Annotated in this window: 19 protein-coding genes; 11 read left to right on the top strand and 8 right to left on the bottom strand. The window is 59.9% G+C overall.

What is annotated here, in order from left to right:
• Nucleotides 1-22: 22 nt before the first annotated feature.
• Nucleotides 23-802, bottom strand: coding sequence for a hypothetical protein (locus tag DMP06_RS05755; RefSeq protein ID WP_123208795.1), 780 nt, complete (start codon nucleotides 800-802; stop codon nucleotides 23-25).
• A gap of 264 nt (nucleotides 803-1,066) precedes the next feature.
• Here DMP06_RS05755 and DMP06_RS05750 point away from each other — a divergent pair, with 264 nt between their 5' ends.
• The 3 genes from DMP06_RS05750 (at nucleotide 1,067) to DMP06_RS05740 (ending at nucleotide 3,985) form a co-directional block, all read left to right on the top strand.
• The gene (locus DMP06_RS05750) at nucleotides 1,067-2,665 is read left to right on the top strand and encodes a molybdopterin-dependent oxidoreductase (protein ID WP_123208794.1); all 1,599 of its coding nucleotides are present in this window, start codon (nucleotides 1,067-1,069) and stop codon (nucleotides 2,663-2,665) included.
• Between the two features lie 13 nt (nucleotides 2,666-2,678).
• Complete coding sequence (locus DMP06_RS05745; RefSeq protein ID WP_123208793.1) at nucleotides 2,679-3,476, top strand: molybdopterin-dependent oxidoreductase; 798 nt, start codon at nucleotides 2,679-2,681, stop codon at nucleotides 3,474-3,476.
• 209 nt (nucleotides 3,477-3,685) lie between these two features.
• The gene (locus tag DMP06_RS05740) at nucleotides 3,686-3,985 is read left to right on the top strand and encodes a molybdopterin-binding protein (RefSeq protein ID WP_123208792.1); all 300 of its coding nucleotides are present in this window, start codon (nucleotides 3,686-3,688) and stop codon (nucleotides 3,983-3,985) included.
• Between the two features lie 255 nt (nucleotides 3,986-4,240).
• On the opposite strand, the gene DMP06_RS05735 is transcribed toward DMP06_RS05740, so the two are convergent.
• The 3 genes from DMP06_RS05735 to DMP06_RS05725 form a co-directional block, all read right to left on the bottom strand.
• Nucleotides 4,241-4,615 (bottom strand): phage holin family protein, encoded by a 375-nt coding sequence (locus DMP06_RS05735; RefSeq protein WP_123208791.1) that lies wholly within the window; start codon nucleotides 4,613-4,615, stop codon nucleotides 4,241-4,243.
• A 559-nt stretch (nucleotides 4,616-5,174) separates the two neighbouring features.
• The gene (locus DMP06_RS05730) at nucleotides 5,175-6,809 is read right to left on the bottom strand and encodes an HNH endonuclease family protein (RefSeq protein ID WP_161957838.1); all 1,635 of its coding nucleotides are present in this window, start codon (nucleotides 6,807-6,809) and stop codon (nucleotides 5,175-5,177) included.
• A gap of 613 nt (nucleotides 6,810-7,422) precedes the next feature.
• Complete coding sequence (locus tag DMP06_RS05725) at nucleotides 7,423-9,066, bottom strand: L-lactate permease (RefSeq protein ID WP_161957837.1); 1,644 nt, start codon at nucleotides 9,064-9,066, stop codon at nucleotides 7,423-7,425.
• Between the two features lie 309 nt (nucleotides 9,067-9,375).
• On the opposite strand from DMP06_RS05725, the gene rlmD reads away from it, so the two are divergent.
• From rlmD to tilS, 4 genes are all read left to right on the top strand, one after another.
• Nucleotides 9,376-10,725, top strand: coding sequence for a 23S rRNA (uracil(1939)-C(5))-methyltransferase RlmD (gene rlmD / locus DMP06_RS05720; RefSeq protein ID WP_123208846.1), 1,350 nt, complete (start codon nucleotides 9,376-9,378; stop codon nucleotides 10,723-10,725).
• Between the two features lie 232 nt (nucleotides 10,726-10,957).
• Nucleotides 10,958-11,932: a cysteine synthase A gene (cysK, locus tag DMP06_RS05715; RefSeq protein ID WP_220092541.1), complete on the top strand. Its 975-nt coding sequence runs from the start codon at nucleotides 10,958-10,960 to the stop codon at nucleotides 11,930-11,932.
• 133 nt (nucleotides 11,933-12,065) lie between these two features.
• A complete protein-coding gene (locus tag DMP06_RS05710) occupies nucleotides 12,066-12,695 on the top strand; it encodes a Maf family protein (protein WP_123208845.1) in 630 nt (209 codons plus the stop codon).
• A gap of 60 nt (nucleotides 12,696-12,755) precedes the next feature.
• Nucleotides 12,756-13,784: a tRNA lysidine(34) synthetase TilS gene (tilS, locus tag DMP06_RS05705; protein WP_123208787.1), complete on the top strand. Its 1,029-nt coding sequence runs from the start codon at nucleotides 12,756-12,758 to the stop codon at nucleotides 13,782-13,784.
• A gap of 189 nt (nucleotides 13,785-13,973) precedes the next feature.
• On the opposite strand, the gene DMP06_RS05700 is transcribed toward tilS, so the two are convergent.
• The 4 genes from DMP06_RS05700 to DMP06_RS05685 all read right to left on the bottom strand — a co-directional run bounded on the left by DMP06_RS05700 (nucleotide 13,974) and on the right by DMP06_RS05685 (nucleotide 18,486).
• The gene (locus DMP06_RS05700) at nucleotides 13,974-14,750 is read right to left on the bottom strand and encodes an amino acid ABC transporter ATP-binding protein (protein WP_123208786.1); all 777 of its coding nucleotides are present in this window, start codon (nucleotides 14,748-14,750) and stop codon (nucleotides 13,974-13,976) included.
• A 21-nt stretch (nucleotides 14,751-14,771) separates the two neighbouring features.
• Nucleotides 14,772-16,142, bottom strand: coding sequence for an amino acid ABC transporter permease (locus DMP06_RS05695; protein ID WP_123208844.1), 1,371 nt, complete (start codon nucleotides 16,140-16,142; stop codon nucleotides 14,772-14,774).
• A gap of 173 nt (nucleotides 16,143-16,315) precedes the next feature.
• The gene (locus DMP06_RS05690) at nucleotides 16,316-17,194 is read right to left on the bottom strand and encodes a basic amino acid ABC transporter substrate-binding protein (RefSeq protein ID WP_123208785.1); all 879 of its coding nucleotides are present in this window, start codon (nucleotides 17,192-17,194) and stop codon (nucleotides 16,316-16,318) included.
• Between the two features lie 434 nt (nucleotides 17,195-17,628).
• The gene (locus DMP06_RS05685) at nucleotides 17,629-18,486 is read right to left on the bottom strand and encodes an ABC transporter substrate-binding protein (protein WP_123208784.1); all 858 of its coding nucleotides are present in this window, start codon (nucleotides 18,484-18,486) and stop codon (nucleotides 17,629-17,631) included.
• Nucleotides 18,487-19,123: 637 nt separating this feature from the next.
• Between DMP06_RS05685 and DMP06_RS05675 the strand changes: the two genes are divergently transcribed.
• From DMP06_RS05675 to DMP06_RS05660, 4 genes are all read left to right on the top strand, one after another.
• Nucleotides 19,124-20,155, top strand: coding sequence for an MBL fold metallo-hydrolase (locus DMP06_RS05675; protein ID WP_161957836.1), 1,032 nt, complete (start codon nucleotides 19,124-19,126; stop codon nucleotides 20,153-20,155).
• Between the two features lie 304 nt (nucleotides 20,156-20,459).
• Entirely contained in the window at nucleotides 20,460-21,560 is a 1,101-nt protein-coding gene (locus DMP06_RS05670) for an anti-sigma-I factor RsgI family protein (protein ID WP_123208781.1), read from the top strand.
• Nucleotides 21,535-22,242 (top strand): polyphosphate polymerase domain-containing protein, encoded by a 708-nt coding sequence (locus DMP06_RS05665; RefSeq protein ID WP_123208780.1) that lies wholly within the window; start codon nucleotides 21,535-21,537, stop codon nucleotides 22,240-22,242. Before DMP06_RS05670 ends, DMP06_RS05665 begins: the two co-directional genes overlap by 26 nt.
• Before the next feature lie 8 nt (nucleotides 22,243-22,250).
• Nucleotides 22,251-22,925: a DUF4956 domain-containing protein gene (locus DMP06_RS05660; RefSeq protein WP_123208779.1), complete on the top strand. Its 675-nt coding sequence runs from the start codon at nucleotides 22,251-22,253 to the stop codon at nucleotides 22,923-22,925.
• The last annotated feature ends 5 nt before the right edge of the window (nucleotides 22,926-22,930 follow it).

The raw sequence follows: 22,930 nt of genomic DNA, 5'->3' as shown, positions 1-22,930 counted from the left end.
GCGATTGCGGGAGGCGCCTAAGCTACTGCTCGGACTCCGCGTTCTCGGATTCTGCGTCTTCGGCTCCATTGCCTTCGGATGGGGCATCCTCAGGATTTGCGTCCTGCGCATCTTCTTCCGCATTGGAGCGGGCGAGCTCGGTCACTTCTCCGGTGCTTGCATCGACCGTAAATGCGCGCGGTTCGAGATCTTGCGTCGCGCCGGACTCCTGCGTGGTTTCGTCCTCTTTCAGGTCGGCGGCATCATCGGGCTCGTTGAAGGAGAAAAACCACTTCATGGCGTCTGCTGTGGGGTCTTCATCTCCCTCTACGAACGTCATTAGATATGCCCGGCACGTAGCGAGTTTTCCGTCGCCTTCGATGGATTCCGTGAGCAGTTTGTATGCCGCATCGACATCGTAGGCGAGGCCCGTCACGTCCGGGACCGCCTCGAAATCGTCCTGCGTAAATGATAGCTTGCCCGTTTCTCCAACGGTAGCCGTTCCGTCAACGACAAACACGGTGTAGGAGTTCGCGTGCTTCCACGAGTAGAACAGATACATCCAATTGGGGGTGGAGCCTTCAAAGGCGTAGGCGGAGGTGCGTATGGCTATGAGCTTGGCGTCATCGGCCTGCTCCCGCACCGCATCGAGCGCCGCCTGATATTCGTCGGCGCATGCCGCCTTGAAGGCGATCTTTTGCGCGCTCTGTGCCGCGGCGGATTGGGAGCATCCCGAAAGCGCGACGGCGCATAGGGTCAAGCATGCTGCCAAGCAGATTCCGACCACGATTTTCAAAGGCGATGCGAGGCTGGTGTTTCTCATTGCGGTGCCTCCTTACGGGTTAGGAGCGGTTTTGGCCCATGTGCGCCATGCGAGCGCTCCTCCTGACTTTTCCATGCCGAATATCCTATTCGCGCACGTTGATGAGCACTTCATCAACAGTTGATGAGATTGGGGAAGGAGCGTCAAATTCTTTCAATAACGCTTGCCGATTACAAAATACGTCATTCAGCGTACATTCGCTTCGGGCCTGTCCATAGGGATGCGCCCAGAGGCAGCAAGGGGGATTGAAGGAAGGAGAAGGAGATGAAGGCGAATGCAGCAAAGCCTGTCGGAAGATCGCGGACAAAGCGTATTGTTGCAGCTCTGGCAACCACGGCGAGCATAGCGCTCGTTGCGGCAGCATGCTGGGGATGCGCTCCGCAAGTCACGTCGTCAACCGACACCTCGTCCGACCAAAGCGTTGGTGACGAGGAGATCTTGGAAGGATACCCCAACTTCCTCAACAATGATTCGGGGATGTTCCCGGATACGTACACAAATACCGATTTGCTCAATACGGGCAACCGCGGGTGCAACTCGTGCCATCCCAACCTGTTCGATACCATGAACCTCAAGGAAGGGTATAAGCACATTCTCACCCATACGGGCTACGATAAGAACCTGACGTATAAGGACTGCGAGCCGTGCCATCGCGGGCACACCCAGCTGACCGGTCCGTACTTGGGTGACCTTATCCATGCCAGCCACTACAGCAACGAGACGTTCGTTGCCTCCAACGGCAATTGCTGGAGCTGCCACGCTGTTAACTCCGATGGCAGCCAGGGCGACTATCAGTTCATGCTGTGGGATGACTTCTTCGATCAGGCGGCCGTGGGCGGCTACGTGTGGGCCGAGCAGAACACCTCCAACGTGCGCGAATGGGCCGAGTCCCGCGGTTTCTCGGGCGGTTACATGACCGAGGTCACCCTTGATGCCGAGCCGCAGGTTGAGGCTACGTTCGACCAGGAGGTCACCGATCACGAAGATGTGTTCATCGTGAACAACTGGGGTCCTGAGGTCACCGAGAAGAACGGCGAACCGTTTGACTGGGATGCCGTTTGCAGCGATGAGAACACGCTCTCCATCACGGGCGTGAACGACCCCAAGACCTTCACCAAGGAAGAGCTTGAGACCATGCCTCAGACCGAGTTCACGATGCAGCTTTCGTGCGCCACGAACGGATCTGGCGGCTCGCTTGTGTCCAACATTCCCATGACGGGCGTTTCCATGGAGTACCTGATCGAGCAGTGCGGCGGTTTGGTGGACGGCAACAACGCCGTTAACGCCACGGCAGCAGACGGATGGACTGCATTCGTCATGCCGCTTGAGGCGAGCACCTATTCCAAGGACGCCTACATCGTGACGAAGTTCTATGGCGAGGACCTCACCCCCGACGACGGCGCTCCCATGGTTCTGGTCTCGAAGGGCAACCCCGGTGCGCGCCAGGTGAAGCACGTGACCTCTGTTGACTTCACATATGCCGAGGCTCCGTTCACCGCTCCCACGATGGCCATGTCTGACGAGCCTTCGCCGAGCTACGCCATCAACGGCATGTGGTTCCAGAACGACGGCAACACCTATAAGGTTGGCGAGCCCGTCGACCTGAGCGGTGCCGTGTATACGTGGAACAGGGTTCAGGGCAACCTGGAGACCATCAGCTTCAGCTTTGATATGGGCCAATCCTGGGTTGATTACGACGTCAACTCCGAGATTTCCGACTTCGACCCCTATCAGTGGGTGCGCTACTCCCTGAGCTGGACGCCCACCAAGGCCGGCGTGTATCAGATCAAGATGTCTGCTACCGACGACCAGGGCAACCAGATGAAGCAGCCCGTCACGCTGTTCGTAACCGTCGAGGAATAGAAGGAGGCATGCAATGAGTCGCAAGAAAAACGTTGTCGCCGCGCTGGCAGCGGTTACGATGACCGCCATGCCTGCCGCATCCGCTTTCGCCGCCACCGTGGACGACTCTGCTTCGACCGCCTCGGTTGGCAACGCTTCCGCCGTTCTGGTGCAGGCCAGCGGACAGGATATCCAGACCGAGACCCAGGTAGAAGGCACCTTCACGTGGGATCAGGGCACCATTACGCCCAATGAGGTCATCAAATCGGTGTTCCAAAAGGCATCCATCGCCTTGTGCGACGCCGCAAGCGAGCTGACCGTCGCGGATGCCGAGGATTGGGCAATTTCTGTGAGCGGCGATGTTCAGCAGGCGTACTCCGCCACGCTCGGCGAGCTCGCCGATGAGAGCGAAGGCACCATGATCATGGGCTGCACGTGCGTTTCCAATGGAGCGGGCGGCCCCGCATCCATCAACGCCCAGGTCACGGGCGTGCCCCTGGCGTCCATCATTGCGCGCGCCATGCCTGCGGCCGATGCCAATACCGTGACGTTGGTTTCCGAGGACGGCTATGAGGCTTCCTTGCCTTTGAGCTACGTGATGTCTCGCAGCGCCGTGGTTACCTATGAAATCAATGGCGAAGATTTGTCCGAATCCGTTGGAGGGACCAATCAGCTGTGGATAGACTCTACCGCTGCGAAGTATTTCACGCGCAACATCGTGGAAATCAAGGTCACTCACGAGGACGTGGTTCCCGCTGCGCCAGGCGCCGAGCAAGCCGCCGATGGCGAATACGTGAATCGTCCCAACGCCGGCATCACTGCCGTGCAGTAGTTCGAAAGGGGATACGCCGGGTTTTTGAATCGTCTGCCTGTTGGGCAATTCCCCTCCCTCACCCCGGCGTTCTCCGATAGCAGTGCGGGGTCGGGCACACCTTCTGGTATGCTCGACCCCGCCTTTGCGTTTGAGGGCCCTTGCTTATGCCCGTCATCCGCGGCAAGCGACGGGTATAAGCAAGGGCGAATGAGCAGGAAGGAGCTGCCATGCTTCCCATGCAGTTTGGCACCGTTGGAAAAGAGATGGTGTTCGAAGGCTACGCCACGGACTACGACCGCGCCATTACGGCAGTGCAATTCTCGATAGACGGAGGCGTAAGCTGGACGACCTATGAAACGCCTGGGGCGACAAGCGATAAGCTGGTTCATTGGCGTTTTGCCTACACGCCAAAGGCGCCCGGCGAATTCCGCTTGCTGGTTCGTTCGGTGAACGATCGCGGACAGGCGAGCCCCACTCCCGATGGGGTATCGTTTTTCGTGGAAGAGGAAGACGCTTCTGCGGAATAGGGCATGAGGCGCCAGGAAGGAGTGGCGCCGGTTGCATGAAGCCGGTTGCATGAAGCTGCATGAAATACGCCTGGCACGGACCCCGCGCCGCACCAAGCGGATAGCTCATGCGGGTTGGGCCTTCAAGCACGGGTATTCTCGAAAGGCTTTTGGGATGGGTGCTGCGTCGTTGCGATTTCGGCGACGACGGCAGGCGAATCGAGCCGCCCGGTAAAGGCTTGTGGGCTGGATGCTGCGTCTGCCGCAATCGCCTCTCTAATTGTTGTCCGCACCCGTCACGGAGCTCAAGATAGAGCTCACTATGCTTATCACGATGCTCGCCACAAAGGCGCTTCCAAAACTGCTTATGACGATTCCCGTATCAAAAAGCCCCGTCGCTATCCATGATGCCAGGTAGAGCATGAACGTGTTGACTACGAGGTAAAAGATGCCCAGCGTGAGGCAGGTGATGGGCAGGCTAAGAACTTGCAGTATGGGCTTGATGGACATGTTCAGCAACGCCAAAAGCAGGGCGAACACGGCAACCCCCACCCAGGATTCCGTGGCGGAGGAGACCTCGACGCCGGGAACAATCCAAACGGCGGCCGCAACCGCGATGGCGGTAACGATCCAGCGGAGTATGAAGCCCATGTCTGTCCTTTCTCTTTATGCGGTTCCTGATTGCTGCGCACTCAGGAACGTGTCGCGCAGACAAGCAGCGATTCCAGCCACGGACTAAACATGCCAGAGGGCATGTTTACCCTTTCTCGTGCTTGCGGGCACTGATGCTTGGCGATTGGGGCGTGGCACCTTAGGCAGCGGCATCCCCAAGGGACAATCTCTTGTTTACGAGAGGGTATCGCAGTGCTCGATCGGCGCGGTGGGTCGGGTTTGTTCCGTCATGCTGCCATTGCCGAGCTGTTACCAAAACGCAATAAACGAGCGTGACACGTTGGAGCGCAGGTTCGGGCGCGCGTAGCGCATCGAGCGCTCCTGCGCTTTGGGCGCATGCGGCTCTAGGCGTCCGGTCGCTTTTGCCGACACTGCCGCCTTGGCGTACGGCCGCTTCTCCGGCCGAGCCATTGCCTTATGCTCGTCGCGTTAATTCGGCCGCTGCTTCGGATGGGCGCACGGCTTCCTGCTTGGTGTCTTTTCGGCTTTGCTCGACCTTGCTAGGCTCCGCTCGGTCTTTCGTTGTCCACCGCTCCGTCTACTCTTCTTTTGCGCGCGCAATCGAAAGACATTGGCGAAGCTTGCGCAACGTGGAGGTTTTTTCGTAGGCGGGCTTTTCAACCTCTTCGCTCAGAAGCTCCTCAACGCAAGCGCGCTCTACGCTATCGCCAAGAGCAAGTCGCTTAACGGCTTCTTTGAGAAGCTGGTGCAGCGAACCCAAGAGCGACTGGATGGGCGCGGGGCCGGTTGCTCCCCACTCATGTTCAGCGCTGACGACTGCGCGTATGCATGAAAGGGCGGTGTCGAATTGCGCCACGGCATCGGGGCACGAGAGGAACGGCTTGAGCGCTTTATACACCGGCTTCGCGTTTTTATTGAGCTGCTTGTTCGTGGGGAAGCTCGTCGGCGGTTCGGGTGCGCTCTTTGCGAGGTAGGTCGCAAGCTGCTCTTCGAGCGCGTCTCGTGCCGTCGCCCAATCAATGGTTTCATCGATTTCGTGCGCCCTGCTCTTCTTCTCTTCGGGCTCGTGTGCGCGCTTGCTTTTCTCCTGGAACGCCTCGGCGCAAGCGTGCTCGCGCTCCTCCTGAGACGCCTCGGTGCAAGTGTGCTCCCGTGTCGCCTCGGACTCCTTGGGGCAAACATGTGATTTCGAATCTGCTTTTGCCGCGGTAGCTGTATCGATGCGGCCGGAATCGTGCACGGCGGCGGCATGCTCTTTCGTGATGCCAATGGCTTCCGGGAGTCCAGAACCTTCGTTGGCGGGGACGGTAATATCCGGGGCTTCGTCGGCTGCGCTGGAGGAGCCGGTGCAGCTTTGGGCTGTAAGCGTTGCGTTCTGTTCACCGTTGGCATTTGTTGCGTTTGTTGCGTTTGTTGCGTTTGTTGCGTTTGCCGCGATCGCCTGCGCTTTCTTGTGGCGCCTGCCTCCGCGTTTTCCGCGGCGGCGTTTCGGCTTGGGGGATTCCGGCTCGCAGCGCTCTTCGGCAGGGCTTGCCGGAGCGTCGTTTGTCGCCTGGGCTTGGTCGGATTCGGCGTTCGCTTTGCGGCGACGAGTGCGGCCGCGACCCTCCTCGGCCTCGCTGGCGGTGAGAGGAGCAGAGGAGGCGAGCATCGCAAGCGCATCGTCGCGCGTGCCCGAGAGGGCGCAAGGCCCCATATTGTGGATGCGGATGTGGTCTTCGTGCGTGAGCACCAGCAAGTTTGCCAATCGGTCGTCGGTGCGGTAGCCGTTTACATGATGGATTTCGTGCGCAGTGTCGCCCTTTTTGAAATCCAGAAACGCCATCGCCACCAGCATGGAACGATAAACGCGCTTTTTATGGGTGTGTCCATTTTTGCCGCGTCCGCGCGCATCCTCGGGCTTGTATTGAATCTGATAGCGACCGTTGGCAAGGAACAGCTTGGCGGGGCTGCCGTCAATTTGCTTCACGTTGCCCTTGGTCGAAACCAGGAAAGGCGTTAAGCCGCAGTAGATCTGCTTCCATTGTTCAGCATCGGCCGCGTCAAGATAGGCAACGGCGTCTTTGGCGCGCTTCATGCGGCCGGTGCCATTGGCGCGCCATCCGCATGCATGAAGCGATACGCGGTCATTGCCGCGCACGAACTCGACGGGGCGAAACCCCTTGAAGTACAACCAGAGGAATTCAAAGAACTCCTTAATTCGAACAGCCATGCGAGACCTTTCGGTCGGTGAGATACAGGTATGCAAACGCACAATGCCTCGCAAATCGTCAGCGAGATCTTGTCGGGTAGCCGAAACTCCGCGAGAGCGCGGGATGCGTAACGCACTATTGTAGCCCATGGCGTGCATGGGGGCGATGATGTGCGCAAACGGGATGAGGTTGTGGAGGAGCGATAGAGGCATGCAGCGGGTATTGGGGCGATGGTACGCGTAGAGGAGCGGGGTTTGGCATGCTCGGCTGAAAAAGAAGGCGATTTGCTGCAGTTTTCGAGGGATGCTCCGAGTACACTGCCATTCGGCTCTGCGTTTTCCCAGGTCATGGCATCGCGCCGATTGGGCTACTTCGGGAGAAGCGCAAAAACTGCAGCAAATTGGCTTTTGTTGCACCATGCTGCGTCGTGCTGTGTCGTGTTACATCATGTTGCGTTGTGTTTCGTCATGTTGCGACATGGCGCGCTGTGCTGTGCCGTGTTGTGTCGTGTTGTGTCGTGCCGCATCGCGCTCCACCATGTCGCGTCGTGTTGCGCCGTGCCACATCATGCCACGTCATGCCCGCTGCATTGCGTCGTGCTGCCGTTGGCCGCGTTGTGCCGCGCCATACTCATCAGACGGCCGAGATGGCCCAGGCGATAATCCCCAGCACGGCTGCCTGGGCGAAGCTCACCGCAAGCAGGGGCTTGAGCATTTCGCCCTCCCTTCCGGTTGCGCCTACGGTTGCGGCGCCGAGCAATATGGTGGAAGGCCCAATCGCTGCGCCTGCAGCTCCGCCTGCCGTTTGCGCTGCAAGCAAAAGCGCCGGATTTCCCCCTAGGCTATTCGCCATGGCATGCTGGAATCCTGCGAGCAAAATGTTCGAGGACATATTCGACGAGGTGATGAACGCTCCGAACGTTCCCAGGGCCGGAGCGAATGGGAGGTACGCGCTGCCTGTCGCGGACGCCACCCCTTCGGCAAGAATCTGCATTTGCCCGGTGGTCTGCATGACGCGCGCCATGATGACAAGGAGGATGATGCCGGCCGATGCGCTCCATAGCCGTCTAAGTGCTTCGCGGCAGGCGTCTATGCGTTTGCGAGCGTCAAGACGATTTGCGCGCGTCATGACGATGCTTGCGAACAGGCACGACGCAAGAAGCGCGAACCCCGCATGCCCCACGATCTGAATGCCGCCTACCTGCACGGTCGAGACGGATTCCCGTACGCCGGGCACAACGAAAATCACCAGCGAGATGGCTACGAGGAATGCGAAGGGGCTAGCGCATAGCGCCGCTTCGTGCAGCGAAGGGGTGCAGCCGCTTTGGCGAATGGCGCCTTCGTACCGCAACTGGGCCGTTGAGCGGGGCGAGGCTTCGGCTTGAGGCTCATCTTTACGATTCAGAACCGTAGCCTCCTCCTGATTGCCCGCGTCTCCGCTTCGGGCGTCGTCGGAGTATATGGTTGCAGGGTCGATTTCCGACACCCAAGAATCGCAATGCCATGGTTTCTTGTAGAAACCAAATTTAATAAGGAGAGCGAATGCTACAAGGGCAATGGTCGACGGCAGAAAACACGCGACCGTGGTGTCAACGAGCGATACCGCCGTCTGCCCTCCGCCCATAATGATGGACATAAGCAGGATCAGAGGCAAGCCGTGCCTGAGCGCACGTCGGCCTCCGTATATCCCCGTGACAATCATGCCACCCGACAGGTTGACCACCCAAAGCAGTCCCCCTGCAAAAAGCGCCGTTGCGCTCGTGTTTTCCACGGGCCCCATCTGAACGAGGGCATCCCATGCCATTCCCAGCGTGCCGAACGTATTGCCCCACGAATGGCCAATGAGGGTCATGGTCACGGCGGGTACGGGCCTTATGCCGAGTGCCACCAAAAACGGCGCGCACACCGCCACAGGCACTCCGAATCCCGTGATGGACTGCAGAAAGCTGGAGAACACCCACGCAAACAGCAAGACGAGCGCCAGCATGTCCTGCGTGAGAGACTGGGCAAACGTGCGCAAGGTTTCGAACGCGCCGCTTTCGCGCAGGATGTCGTACAAGAACATGGCAGGCCACACGGCGTACAAGATGGAAAGCGCCGAAGAGATGCCTGTCTCTGCCCCCTCGAGCACGCGGCTCTCTCCTATGCCCCCGATTATTGCCGCTGCGACAAGCGATACGATGAGTCCCGTTCCGGCGGCTGCGGGGATTTTTGCGCGAACGAAGGTTATGCCCACAAACAGCACGGCGACAGGCGCAAAGCAAACAATCCATTCCATTATCGGTTGCGCCTCGGGCGGCATGGGCTCGATCCTTTCTGGGCTTGGGGTATGGCGTGGTCGCTTGTGGAGTCATCGTTGAGCGTTGCGGTGCTCGATGGCACTCCATAGTACAATTCTCGTATGAAAAACGGAAATAGACAAAACCAAAACCATGCCCAGTCTGTGCGCGGGTCAGCCACGGCTCGCCGCAAGCCGTCTGCGCGCCCCGGCAAACTCAGCACGCGTCCTGCGAAGCGCGGAAAGCAGGCAGCTTCGAAAGGCGCCGTTAAAGCGAAGCGCCTGGCGGAGCACGACTCTTCGGGTGCGATGCGCCACAAAGGCTCCGGCTTTTCGTATCACGGTGCGGCTGGAAAGCTGCTGGCAGCGAAGGACTTCAATTCGAAAGGCCCGCGTGCGAAAAAGGCCTCGGCTAGGCAGGGCGGTGCGCTAGATGCGCATGCGCCTCGAGCCGAGCTTGCGCCGGGCGCCCTCTACTGTCCCATCGACGGTCAGTGCGGTGGATGCCAGCTGCTAAGCGTTCCTTACCCCCAGCAGCTGCGCGAAAAACAGCGTCGCATGGAGGCCTTGTTCGCTGGCCTTATCGACGACCGAGGCGTCGTATACGAAATCATTGGCATGGCCGATCCTACCCACTATCGCAACAAGGTGGTTTCGCCCTTCGTGGGCGTGTATGACAAGCGCGCGCGTCGCCGGCGCATTCTTTGCGGAATGTATGCACAGGGCACGCATCGCGTGATTGATTCCAGCGAGTGCCTGATCGAAAATCGCATTGCCAAGCGCATTATCCTCACGATTCGCAACATGATGCCGCGGTTCGGCGTGGCGCCTTATGACGAAGATGCCGATACCGGGTTTCTTCGCCACGTTCAGGTGCGCGTGGCGCATGCCACAGGCGAGGTCATGGTCACGCTCGTCACGCGCGATGACCAGTTTCCGGCGTCGCGCGCATTCGTGAAGGCGCTGGTCAAGGCGCATCCGTGCATCACAACGGTGGTGCAAAACGTCAATACGCGCCAGACCAACGTCATCATGGGCGATAAGGAGCGCACGTTGTATGGCCCGGGCTTCATTCTGGACGAGCTGTGCGGGCTCACATTTCGCATTTCTTCCAAGTCGTTCTACCAGGTGAACGTGGTGCAGACGGAGGAGCTGTATCGTCGCGCGGTGCAAATGGCGGCGCTGACCGGTGGCGAAATCCTTATGGACGCCTATTGCGGCACGGGCACAATAGGCCTGGTGGCAGCGCGTGGGGTAGACGGCGCACCCGGCGCGGCGCGAGTGATTGGTGTGGAGGAGCGTCCCGATGCCGTGGCGGATGCCCGCAATAACGCGCGGCATAACGGCGTGGAGGCGGCGGAATTCGTCGCGGCAGATGCCGGTGCCTACATGCGCGATCTGGCGGCTCAAGGCGCATCGCTCGACGTGCTGATGATGGACCCGCCCCGTGCGGGTTCCACGCCCGACTTTCTCAAAGCTGCCTGCACGCTGGCACCGCGGCGTATCGTCTACATTTCCTGCAACCCCCAAACGCAGGCGCGCGACGCTCAATACCTGGTGGAGCACGGCTACCGTATAGCGGAGATGCAGCCGGTGGACATGTTCCCCCATACGCCCCACGTGGAAAACATCGTGGCGTTTGAGCGCATGGATCGCTAGGGATGTCTGGCTACCGCGGAAGGCCAGGAGCGTTTTCGCGCTCCGTGCATATGATGCAAAACGTGTCGCATTTATTTGTTGGTCATGTGATGGCACACTTTAGTGTGGTGCAGTGCCGCATTCCAGCGCTATGATGGCCGCGAATTATAAGCGCGCGCGGCAAACGCGCCCGGCTCTGCGCCCGCTCGTTTGCCGCGCCCAACGCGGCGCGCACTGCGCCGCGGAAGGAGTGATTGTCATGTCCGAAGAAATCAGCGCCGCCATCGGCACCACGCCGCTCATCAAGCTAGAGAAGCTTTCGGCGGAGGTGGGCGCGAATGTCTACGTGAAGTACGAGGCCGCCAACCCGGGCGGCTCCATCAAAGACCGCGCTGCACGCAATATGCTCGATGCGGCCGAGGCACGTGGCGAAATCGAGCCTGGCAAGAGTGTGCTCGTGGAGCCTACCAGCGGAAACACCGGAATCGGCATTGCGATGATCGGTGCGGCGCGTGGGTATCGCGTGATTTTGACCATGCCCGAGTCCATGAGCGTCGAACGCCGTAAGCTGTTGGCGGCCTATGGCGCCGAGCTCGTGCTGACGCCTGCCGCAAAGGGTATGGCGGGCGCCGTCGCCGAGGCTGAGCGCATCGAGCGCGAAACGCCAGGCGCTTGGATTGTGGGCCAGTTCACCAACCCCGACAATCCCGCGGCGCATGAGCTGACCACCGGCCCCGAGATCATGCAGGCATTGGGGCATGCTCCCCATTACGTCGTTTCGGCGGCGGGTACCGGCGGCACGGTGTCGGGCACCGCGCATTACTTCAATGGCGGCGGCACGGCGGCGACCGAGCCCGCGTCGTCTGACCATGTGTCAATCTATGCGGTTGAGCCTGCGGAGAGCCCCATTATCGGTCAGGCTTTGGCGGGCGAGGAGCTTACTCCCGGACCGCACGGCATTCAGGGGATCGGGGCTAATTTCATCCCCGACACGTTGGACCTGAAGGCGCTCGACGGCGTGATTCGCGTCACCACGCCGGAAGCCCTTGAGGCTGCGCGATGGGTTGCGACGCAGGAGGCCCTGCTCGTGGGCATTTCCAGCGGCGCGAACGTGGCTGCCGTGCGCAAGCTTGTGGCAGAGCGCCCCGAGGCCAAGGGCAAAGACATCGTGACGTTCGCCGTGGATACGGGCGAGCGCTATCTGTCCACCGCGCTGTTCCAGGAGTAAAGCGCAGACTTTGCGACAAATCGCCCCGCTCGGCATTGTTCGAGCGGGGCGATTGTGTATTCTATGGTCAAAGAACAGGTATTTGCGCCGCGCCGGCTCGCTTTGGGTGCGGCAGGGAAGCAAGGATGAATTCATGAGCCAAAAAATCGACATCATTCTGGCAAGCGGCAGCCCACGCCGCAAGGAGCTGCTCGAGCGCGAGGGCGTGCCGTTTACCGTGCGCACCTCCGAGGTGGACGAGACGCTGGAGCCCGACATTCTCCGCGATCCGCACGAGGCGGCGAAAAAGCTGGCGGAGCGCAAGGCTGGCGCCGTGGTGCAAGAGGTTCTGGGCGCTGACTATGTAGGCGCGGCGGCCGTTATCGGCGCCGACACCATGGTGGTGCTGAACGGCCGCATCTACGGCAAGCCTGCCAACGAGGAGGAGGCTAAGCGAATCCTTCGCGAGCTTTCGGGCCGCGTTCACCAGGTGATTACGGGTGTGTCGGTGTGGCTGATTTCCGCTCCCGACAAGGAAAACGTCTCTCTTGGCTTTCGTACGCTCACCGAAACGAGCCACGTGACCTTCAGGGAGCTTTCCGATGAGGAGATCGATGCATACGTGGCGACGGGCGAGCCCATGGACAAGGCGGGGGCGTATGGCATCCAGGGCGAAGGCGGCGCGCTGGTCAAGGGTGTCGCGGGCGATTACGATAACGTAGTCGGCCTGCCCGTGAAGCGTCTTCTCAAAGAGTTCTCCGAGATTTTCGAGGCGGCGATGTAGGGAGTGGCTAAGCGACTTGCATTGCCGGAGCGTGTTGCGCGCGTTATCGAAGGGCGCGGCATGGCAACGGCCGATACTCCGGTGCTGCTCATGGTGAGCGGCGGGTCGGATAGCACCGCGCTTGCGTATTTGGCCGCCGACCTGGTGGCGGCTGGGCGCTTGGGTGCGGTCACGATGCTGCATGTGAACCACAAACTTCGCGGCGAGGCGTCCGACGGCGACGCCCGCTTTGTGTCGGATTTGGCCAATGGCCTGGGATTCCCGCTTTTCATGTGCGACATCGATGTCGCAGAACTCGTGGCACGCAGCGGCGGCAACATGGAGGCGATCGCACGGGCCGAGCGATACAAGGCGGCGCGCGAAGCGCTGGAGAGCACCTGTCTACATATGGGGTTCCCTTTCGAGGCGGGGCGCGTTTTCACGGCGCACACCGCTGACGACCGCATGGAGAACTTCTATATGCGATCCATCGTGGGAACAGGGCCGGGCGGGTTTCGCTCCATGCGGCATGATGTGATGCTCGAGGGCTGCCGCGTGTGCCGACCGCTTCTCGAAGAGGGGCGTGATGATTTACGAGCCTACATCAAAGTACGTGACGGCGTGATTTCCGATGAAGCGGGGCAGCTGTGGCGAGAAGATGCCACGAACGCTGACACCGATCGGTTTCGCGCATTCGTGCGCCACGAGATCATCCCGCTCGCAAAACAGCGCAACCCCAAGCTGCTGGAAACGCTCACCCGCACGATGAACCTGATTGCCGATGAGGACGATATGCTGGACGCAAGGGCACGCGAGGTTTTGGTAACGCTCGCCACGCCGCTTGGCTCGACCATTCGCGATGGCGTGCTGCTTGCGCCTGAGTTGCGCGAGCAAGAGGGCCCACTTGTTCGGCGCGTGCTCGACAGGCTGCTTTCAATGATGCTGCCACACGACGAGCGTGTCGAAAGCGCCTCGATCAAAGCGTGCATGAAGGGTCTTGGGGAGTCGGGGTATGTGGCAAATATCCAGGGTGACCTGGCCGTAAGCTATAACAAGCACGGCCTGCGCATAGAGCCCATGAAAGCCTTCCGCGCCCGTCGCAAGCGTTGACAAAAGGCATGTCCTGTGGCAGGATATGCCCAACGGTTCGCCCATGCTGGGTATGTGGGCAGCGCCGTTATAAGGTAGACCGCTAAGTTATTCACTTAGCGGTTTTTCTTTTGGCGTCTACCCCGTGCTTCGGTCGCGGTGACAAGGATTTGGCGCTTGCCGGCTTCAGCGAAAAACCTGCTGCTGTCCTTACGAAATATCGCCGATGAATGCGCGCGTGCGTTCGGATTTGGGATTGCCGAACACCTGGTCAGGCGCTCCTTCCTCGACAATCACGCCGCCTTCCATGAACACCACGCGGTCGGCCACGTCGCGGGCGAATCCCATCTCGTGGGTCACGACGATCATGGTCATGCCCCCGCGCGCAAGCTCTTTCATGACATCCAAAACGCCGCGCACCAGCTCGGGGTCAAGGGCGCTTGTCGCCTCGTCAAACAGCATCACGTGCGGGTCCATCGCCAAAGCGCGGGCAATGGCCACGCGCTGCTGCTGGCCGCCGGACAGCTCGGAGGGATGATGGTCCATGCGGTCGGCCAGCCCCACGCGCGCAAGCTGCTCCTCGGCGACTTTCGCCGCCTCCTCTTTTGATCGCTTGAGCACCTTGCGCTGAGCGAGCATCACGTTCTCTTTGGCCGTGAGATGGGGGAACAGATTAAAGCTCTGAAACACCATGCCCACGTGCTCGCGCACCTTGTTCAGATTGGTCTTGGGATTGGTGATCTCTACGTCCTCGAACCAGATGTGCCCGCTGGTGGGCTCCTCCAAGCGGTTGATGCAGCGCAGCATAGTGGATTTACCCGAGCCGGATGGCCCCAGAACAACTACCACTTCGCCGCGATGCACATCAAGATCGATGCCTTTGAGCACCTCGGTGCCGCCGAAGCTCTTGTGAAGGTCCTGGATGCGAACGATGGGCTGCTCGGCTCCCTCGACAGGAGTTGAAGTGTTGATGGTCTCAGTGGTCATATCGTCATCTCTCCTGGAGTCTTAGAAATAGTCGGGCTGCTTGACTTCGAGCTTGGTGGAGGTGCCGTCAGTGGCGGGCGTCCAGCCGCCTTTTCCATCGGAGAGCTTGCCGGAGCGCTTGCCCTTTTTGCCCGACGTTTTCTTGGTCGAGCCCGTCTCCATGCGGCGCGTGATGGCAGTCATGGGCAGCGTCACCACCAGGTAGAACAGGGCCGCCACGATATAGGGCGTGATGTTGCCGGTGGCCGCGGTGATGGTTTTGGCGTACATAACCGTTTCCATGATGCCCACGGCGGCGAGCAGCGAGGTGTCTTTGTACAGCGTGATGAGCTCGTTGGTCATCGTGGGGATTACGTTGCGGAACGCCTGCGGGATGATCACGTTCAGCATGGTCTGGGGCGCCGTCATGCCCAGCGAACGCGCGGCTTCGAACTGCCCCTTGTTGATGGACTGGATGCCGGCGCGGAAAATCTCGCATAAATACGCGCATGAATTGAGCGCCATGACGATGCAGCCTAGTGCGAAATTGTCGATGTTCACGCCCAGAAGCGGCAGGCCGAAGAACGCGATGTAGATCTGCAAAAACATTGGCGTGCCGCGCACGATGTTGACGTAGAACGAGGCGATGGCGCGCAGCGGAAGAAGCTTGGACATGCGCAGCAGTGCGAGCAGAAAGCCCACGACAATGGCAAGCGGGAACGCGATGATCACGATGCCCAGCGCGGTAACCCAGCCCTGTGCTACGCTCGGGACGCTTGTCACGATGAGCGTGGGGTCGAAGAACATGTGCAGGAAGCGGTTGGAATTCCATGCCTGCACCCATTCCTGGCCTTCGAGCCACGAGGAAATTTGCTCGGATTTGCTGAGGCCTGCCACCTGGATCTCGCTCGACGGCCCCAGGTCGGTCACGGTTCCGTCGGCATCGGTGATCTGGGTCGATACGGTGAATGTGCCGCCCTCGGCGGGGAAGGTGGCGCCGTAGGTTTCTACGAGGAACGAAAGGCCGGCCGGCGCGGGTTCGGGAAAGTCGATATGCATGGTGCCGTCGCCGGGGATGGTGACCTGCGCGTTCAGCTCTACGCGATCAAGGTCATCAAGGCCGGTCACTTTGACGCCCTCGGCATCGAACTGCAGGCCTTCGGGCATGGTGAGCACGATGGATGTCACGCTTTCGTCCTCGGCTGCCTGGCCGCGCCAGGTGATGCGCGTTTCGGCGCCGCCGAGAATTTGGTTGCCGCCGTCTTCGTTGGGCGCTGCGGTGCACTGCGTGACCTCGAGGGCCTGTGCCTGGCGGGGCGCAAGGAGCGAGCCCGCGGCAAAAAGCCCGAGGACGAGCGCAATCGCGAGCGCGAGACGCGCGATCGGGGATGCTTTCGGGATAGACGTGTTCATGTCATGCCTTTCGGTGGTGGAAGGATTGGACGCGACGGTTGAAATCGCATCGCCGGCATCGAAGCGCCGCAGGTGCGCGCCGATGCCGAGGATGCGCAAGGGGCGGGAGCGTGCGGGATGCTCCCGCCCAAGCGTAGGGAGCCGCGCGGTGTCGCACGGCTCCCCGGACGGCGTTAGTCGGTGGTGCCGAACCACTTCATCTGAATCTCTTCGTAGGTGCCGTTGTCCTTGAGCGCCTGGAGCGCCTCGTTGATGGCGGCGGTCAGGTTCGGGTTGTCCTTGCTCACGGCGATGCCGTACTGCTCGCCGGTGGGAATGGCCTCAACAACCTCGCAATCCTGGTAGGCGTTAAGGATGTAGTAATCGGCCACGGGCTTGTCCATAACCACGGCCTCCACCTGGCCGGACTGCAGGGCGGCCAACACGGCGGTGTATTCGTCGAAGGTCTTGATTTCGGCGTCGGGCGCATTCTCCTTAGCCCAGTCGATGCCGGTGGTGCCGCTCTGGCCGCCGATGGTCTTACCGGACAGATCAGCGGAGCCGGTGATGTCTGAGCCCTTCTTTACCACGATGCACTGGTTGGAGTCCATGATTGGATCGGAGAAATCGACCTCGGCCTCGCGGTCGGGAGTGATGGTGATGCCAGCAGCGGATACGTCGGCCGTGCCGCCGGCAGCGATGGCGGGCACCAGCGCGTCGAACTTCATGGTGGGCAGGTAGTTGATCTCGAGGCCCATCTGCTCGGCGATGGCGGTCATCAAGTCAACCTCGAAGCCCTCGGGCTGGCCGTCCACCAGGTTCTCGAACGGAGGGAAGTCGATGGAGGCGACCACGGTGAGCTTGCCGTCCTCCACGAGGGTGTAGCTGCCGTCGTCGGTGGCGGCGGTGTTGGTGTCGGTGGACTCGGCGGCCTCGGTGTTCGCGGAGGTGTCGGTGGAAGTGTCGCTGTTCGACGAGCATCCCGCCAGCGCGACCACGGCGCACAGCGAGAGCGCCGCGATCAGGCACAGCAGAAACTTAGATAGGTGGCTTGCGTAGGTTTTGGCTTTCATGGCATTCCTTTCTGTTACGCAATTCCCTTTACATCCCCTGTCTCATCCCCAGAAAAGAACAGCGCCCGTACGTTGAGAAACGACGAGCGCTGCTAGAGACAGTGTTCAAGCACGGGGCTAAAGCAGGCTCCTCTTTCTTCGGCGTCGGATGTTGAGGCGTCGCATCATGGTTGTTGGTTCCTTCCTTTGGATGCTACTCTGCTTTAGCGTACTGAAGTATCTGCCATTATCGACCACGCCTGGGCGAAAATCAATGCACAATGCAAAATATTCTATATTCTTTGGTTTTATGCATTTTAAATTGTCCATCATTCATATATCACCAGGAAATTTGAAGAAATCTTAGAAGAATATGCAAAACGCGGTGCCAAATCCGGGTTCGGCACCGCGTATGGACGGGTCTATTTTGGGTGTATAAGAACTAAGCTTGCGGCTTACTCCTGGGAGCCGAACCACTTCTCCTCGATTTCGGCGAAGGTGCCGTCTTCCTGGAGGTCGGCGATCGTCTGGTTGATGGCGGCGGTCAGGTTCGGGTTGTCCTTGCTCACGGCGATGCCGTACTGCTCGCCGGTGGGAATCTCCTCAACGATCTCGCAATCGCCGTAGGCGGAGTTGATGTAGTACTCGGCAACGGGCATGTCCAGCACCACAGCCTCTACCTGACCGGACTGCAAGGCGGCGAAAACGGCGGTGTACTCGTCGAACGCGGTGGTCTGGGCGGCATCGGGCACGTTTTCCAAAATCCAGTCATAGCCGGTGGTGCCGCTTTCGGCGCCGATGTTCTTACCGGAAAGGTCTTCCTGGCTGGTGATGTCGGAGCCGGCGGGAACCACGATGCACTGGTTGGTGTCGCAGATGGGCGTGGAGAAGTCGACCTCTTCCTCCCTCTCGGGGGTGATGGTGAAGCCGGAAACTCCCACGTCAGCGGTGCCGCCCGCGGCGATGGCGGGAATGATGGTATCAAACTTCATGGTGGGCAGGTAGTTGATCTCGAGGCCCAGCTTTTCGGCGATGGCGGTCATCAGGTCCACCTCGAAGCCCTCGGCCTGGCCGTCTACCAGGTTCTCGAACGGCGGGAAGTCAAGCGATGCGGCAACCGTGAGCTTGCCGTCTTCCACGAGGGTGTAGCTGCCGTCATCGGTGGCGGCAGCATCGCTCGAGCTGTCGGATGCGGTATCGGCGGTGCCACCCGAGGAACAGCCGGCCAGTGCGAACACGGCGGCCAGCGAGATGGCGGCAAGCAGGCCTAACAGGAAGGTGGGGAGGCTTTTGGATGCGGGTTTGGCTTTCATGGAATAATCCTTTCGGGCGATTGGTGGGAAAAAGAAAAACGCTCGACGTTTCTGACGGAACGAGCGAGCGCTGAGAGCAATCAAAACAAAACGCGAGGATTGAACCAGGCTCATCGTCGTCGGCGTCGGAAGCTATGGCGTCGCATGGTCATATCGAATCCCTTCGTTCGCGTATGTGGCGGTTCGTTCTGTCGGGTCTGTCGTTTGCGCGGCAGACCCCAAAGGCGGGCTCCAACACTTTACCGCGTTGGAGTAGTGGCATTATCGAATACTTATTCGCAAAAATCAATAAGATTTTGTTAATATTCAGTTAATTGAGTATTTATGCATAATTTATCGTTCAAGCGCCCCATTAAGGGCGTTAAACGGCACATTGTATGCAGCGATATGCATTTCGATGAGTACCCCGTCCGATGGCGCCGCGAATTTCGCCCCTTCGGTTTTTGCCGCCATGACGTTCGGCTCAGTTCGCAGTACCATAGAAGCGGCAGAAAGAAACGCGGGCGTCAAATCGTCTGGCACGCTTCGGCTTCGGGCGTTCCTGCGCATGTGGCAGCAAACGGGCGTCGAGGCAAACGTTGAAGCGTGGACGGCCATCTTCGACGGCGCGCATGATTGAATGGAAGAGTGGGCAGCTATGGGCGATCTACATGAAGGCATACCTATAGGAAACGGGGGATTGTGCCAGCAGATTCATGACGCCCCCGACGTCTACCTCATTCGTGTGCCTTATCCCAATATCACAACCGACTCAACGAATTGCTACGCTTTCTGCGACGAGGGGGAGTGCCTCGTGGTGGATACGGGGGCACCGAGCGAAGAGGGCTTGGCGGTGTTCTCGGAAGCTTTGAAACTGATCGGCGCCACCCCGGAGCGCACGTCGTTTTTCCTCACTCATCTGCATAAGGATCATACTGGGCTGGTAAAACGCGTCGTGCCTTCCGAACGGCCTCTCTATATAGGTAAGCGCGATTTTCAGCTGAACGAGGAGCGCGCGGCTCCGGGGTTCAAAAAGCGTATTTTCGACCGCTTTGTCGCAGAGGGGATTCCCGAAGAAGAAGCGTCTGTCTACGCTTCGTTCGAGGATCACGAGGGCAAAGAGCATTTTGAAGGCAAGAGCGTCCGTCTGGTCGAGCCGGGGAATGCGATTCGCGTGGGCGGTTATACGCTTCGCGTGGTGGACACGGCGGGGCATACCTCGGGTCACTTGTCGCTCTATGAGCCAAAGTGTGGGCTTTTCTTCGGCGGCGATCACATTCTCTTTGTCGTGTCGCCTGTGTTGGAGCTGCACCCGTCGGCAAGCGGCGTGATGGATTCCTACCTTCGCACGTTGCGAGCGGTTGCCGATATGGATATATCGTTGCTCTGCCATTCCCACGGGCCGCTTTTACCCGAGTGGCGCGAGCGCACGCTGCATCTGATCAGGCATCACGAGAAGCGCTTGGCCGAGGTCAAAGGCTACGTGGGCGAACACCCCGGAATCACGGGCGAGCAGGTGGTGAAAAGCATCAAATTCAGCGTGGACACGAGCGACTGGATGGCGGTCAATCCCGCGTTGCGCTGGTGCATCGTCAGTGAAAGCTTCGTGATTCTCGATTGCCTGGTCGAGCGCGGCGAAATCGTGCGTCGCATAGACGAGCGAGGGCTGTTCAGGTATTACTCGGCATAGGCGCAACAGGGGCAAGAGGCGTGTCGGCTGTGCGGGCGCGCCCCTTGCCGCCCACTTTACATTCCCTTGACAAACAATTTACATTTGCGCACGTCATTCGCCAAAAATGCCGTTGTCGGCTCCCATTTTGTATGAAACAATTTCGCTAACAATATTCTCCCCGATAAGAAAGGGGAGAGGCGACCTTTGTGTTCGCAAGGTGGAGCTTTTGGCTTTCATCCTCGCGCGCCGCCGAGTTCCGCCCGACGACGCGAAGGTTCACAGCACAGAATTGCTTCTGGGCCTACGAGGGGATGTGAGAACTATGACCAAGAAGCGACTTACCGTTCTTTTGGCCGCGACGCTCTCTTTGATGCTTTGCGGCGCGCTGATTGCGGGCTGTGCGCAGCAGGCTTCTGCGGAAAACTCCCAAGCAATCGCGTCGGGCGAAGCCGCCGTTTCCTCGGCTGAGGACGAGATCTACGGCACGATCGTATTGCGCGTGAATCCTGAAATCGCCGTTTCTTACGACAAGAGCGGCAACGTGGTCAAGGTCGAAGGCCTCAACGACGACGGCCGCGCCCTTGTTCCCGACGACGCCGAATTCATCGGGCAGCCATGCCGCAGCGTGGTTGAGGCCCTGCTCGGCAAGTTCAACGAGGCGGGCTACCTCGTTGAAGAGGTCGAAGGGGAAGGCCGCCAGGTGCAAATCGAGCTCGAGGATGGCTCGCACATGCCGACGCACAATTTCTTGAACGATATCGTCGAAGGCGCCGATTCCTATGCTCACACCAACAAGGTGAACGCGGTGTTCGCCGTGTCGGGGACCACCGATTATGGCTGGTCATACTACGATGACACCGACTACGGCCCCAGCAACGACGGCGTGACGGATTACGACGACACCGATTACGGCCCCAACAACGACGGCGATTCCAGGTACGACGACAAAAACGACGGCACCACCGACTACGCCGGCAAGACCGATTACGACAAAGACAACACCGATTACGGCAATTCCAACTACACCAAGCCTTCGAGCGGCTCGAACTCCGGCGGGTCTTCCTCTGCCGGTGGATCTTCGGGCGGTTCGTCCGGCGGCGCCTCGGGCGGCGGCGATTCCGGCTACAGCAATTACGGCGACTCCAATTACACCAAGCCTTCGACGGGCGGATCGAGCGGCGGCTCCAAGCCTTCGGGCGGCTCTTCTGGAAGCTCGGGCAGCGGAAGCTCTGGCTCCTCGGGTGGTGGAAGCTCTACTCCTGCACCCGAGCCCGACCCCGCTCCGGTGACCCCGCCTAGTGGCGGTGGCGGAGGCAACTCCGACTACGGCGATTCCAACTACGGCGGAGGCGGCAACTCCAACTACGGTGGCGGCGGAGATTCCGGATACAGCAATTATGGCGATTCCGGCTACGACGATTAGCGCATATGCGCCTTGCACGTTCCGCCACGAGCTGAAGCACCAAGTGAACCATGCCGAGGCGCGCGTTTTGTCTGCGCGCCTCGCGCTTCTGTTCGGCCGCGACGCACATGCGGGACCCGACGGAACCTATCGCATCACCAGCCTCTATTTCGATACCCCCTACGACGAGGCCCTGCGCCAGAAAATCGAGGGCATCGATCGCCGCGAAAAATTCCGTCTGCGTTACTACGGCGGCGCCCCCTCGTTCGTGAAGCTGGAAAAGAAAATCAAGCAGGGCGGTCTGTGCAGCAAACGGTCGGCGCGCCTGACCCTGAGTGAAGCGCGTCGGATAATCGAGGGCGATACGGCGTTTCTCATTGAGAGCGACGACCCGCTCAAGGTGGAGCTGTACAGCAAGATGCGCGGCAAGTTGCTTGCGCCCCGCATCGCGACCGTTTACGACCGCGAGGCGTACACGTACGCGCCCGGCAACTGCCGCATCACTATCGATCGCAACCTGCGCCGCGCCACGCCCGAGCATTTCCTCGACGCGGCGTTCAGCCTGCCGGTAAACGATGGCATCGTGGTGGTCGAGGTCAAATACGACGCGTTTCTGCCCGATATAGTGCGCATGGCGGTGCAGATTCCCAACAGGCGTCATGCGGCGTACTCCAAATACGCCGTGTGCCGAAAATTCGGATAGGGAGTTCAATGACCACGTTCCAGGACATATTCAACTCAAGCTTTCTCGAACGCGTGGGGTCGGTTTCTGTGGTGGACACCGCCATCGCGATGGCGCTCGCGCTGCTCGTGGGCATGTTCATCTTCCTCGTGTACAAGCGCAGCTACTCGGGCGTCATGTATTCCGCGAGCTTCGGGGCGAGCCTTATCGTGCTGACCCTGGTCACCACGCTCGTGATCTTGGCTATCTCCACCAATGTGGTGCTGTCGTTGGGCATGGTGGGCGCGCTGTCCATCGTCCGCTTTCGCACGCCGGTCAAAGAGCCCATGGATATCGTCTTTCTGTTCTGGAGCATCGCGGCGGGCATCGTGTTGGCTGCGGGGCTCATTCCTCTCGCGGTGTTCGGCAGCATGTTCATCGGCCTCGTGCTGCTGGTTATCTCTATGCGTAAAACGGTCGAGAGGCCCTATATCTTAGTGCTCCACTGTGCCGACGAGGCGGCGGAGGAGCGCGCGTGCGCCTTCGTGAAGGAGCGAGCCCGGGCGACATCGCTCAAAAGCAAGAGCGTTCTTCCTGGGGCAATCGAGCTCAACTACGAGGTTCGTCTGAAAGACGGCTCCTCGGCGTTCGTCAACGATCTTGCCGCCATGGAGGGCGTGACGCATACTGCGCTCGTGTCCTATAACGGCGACTACATGGGCTAGCAGAC

Origin of the sequence: Slackia equolifaciens (assembly GCF_003725995.1) — a bacterium.
Taxonomy (GTDB): Bacteria; Actinomycetota; Coriobacteriia; order Coriobacteriales; family Eggerthellaceae; genus Slackia; species Slackia equolifaciens.
This window is presented reverse-complemented; position numbering and strand designations above follow the sequence as displayed.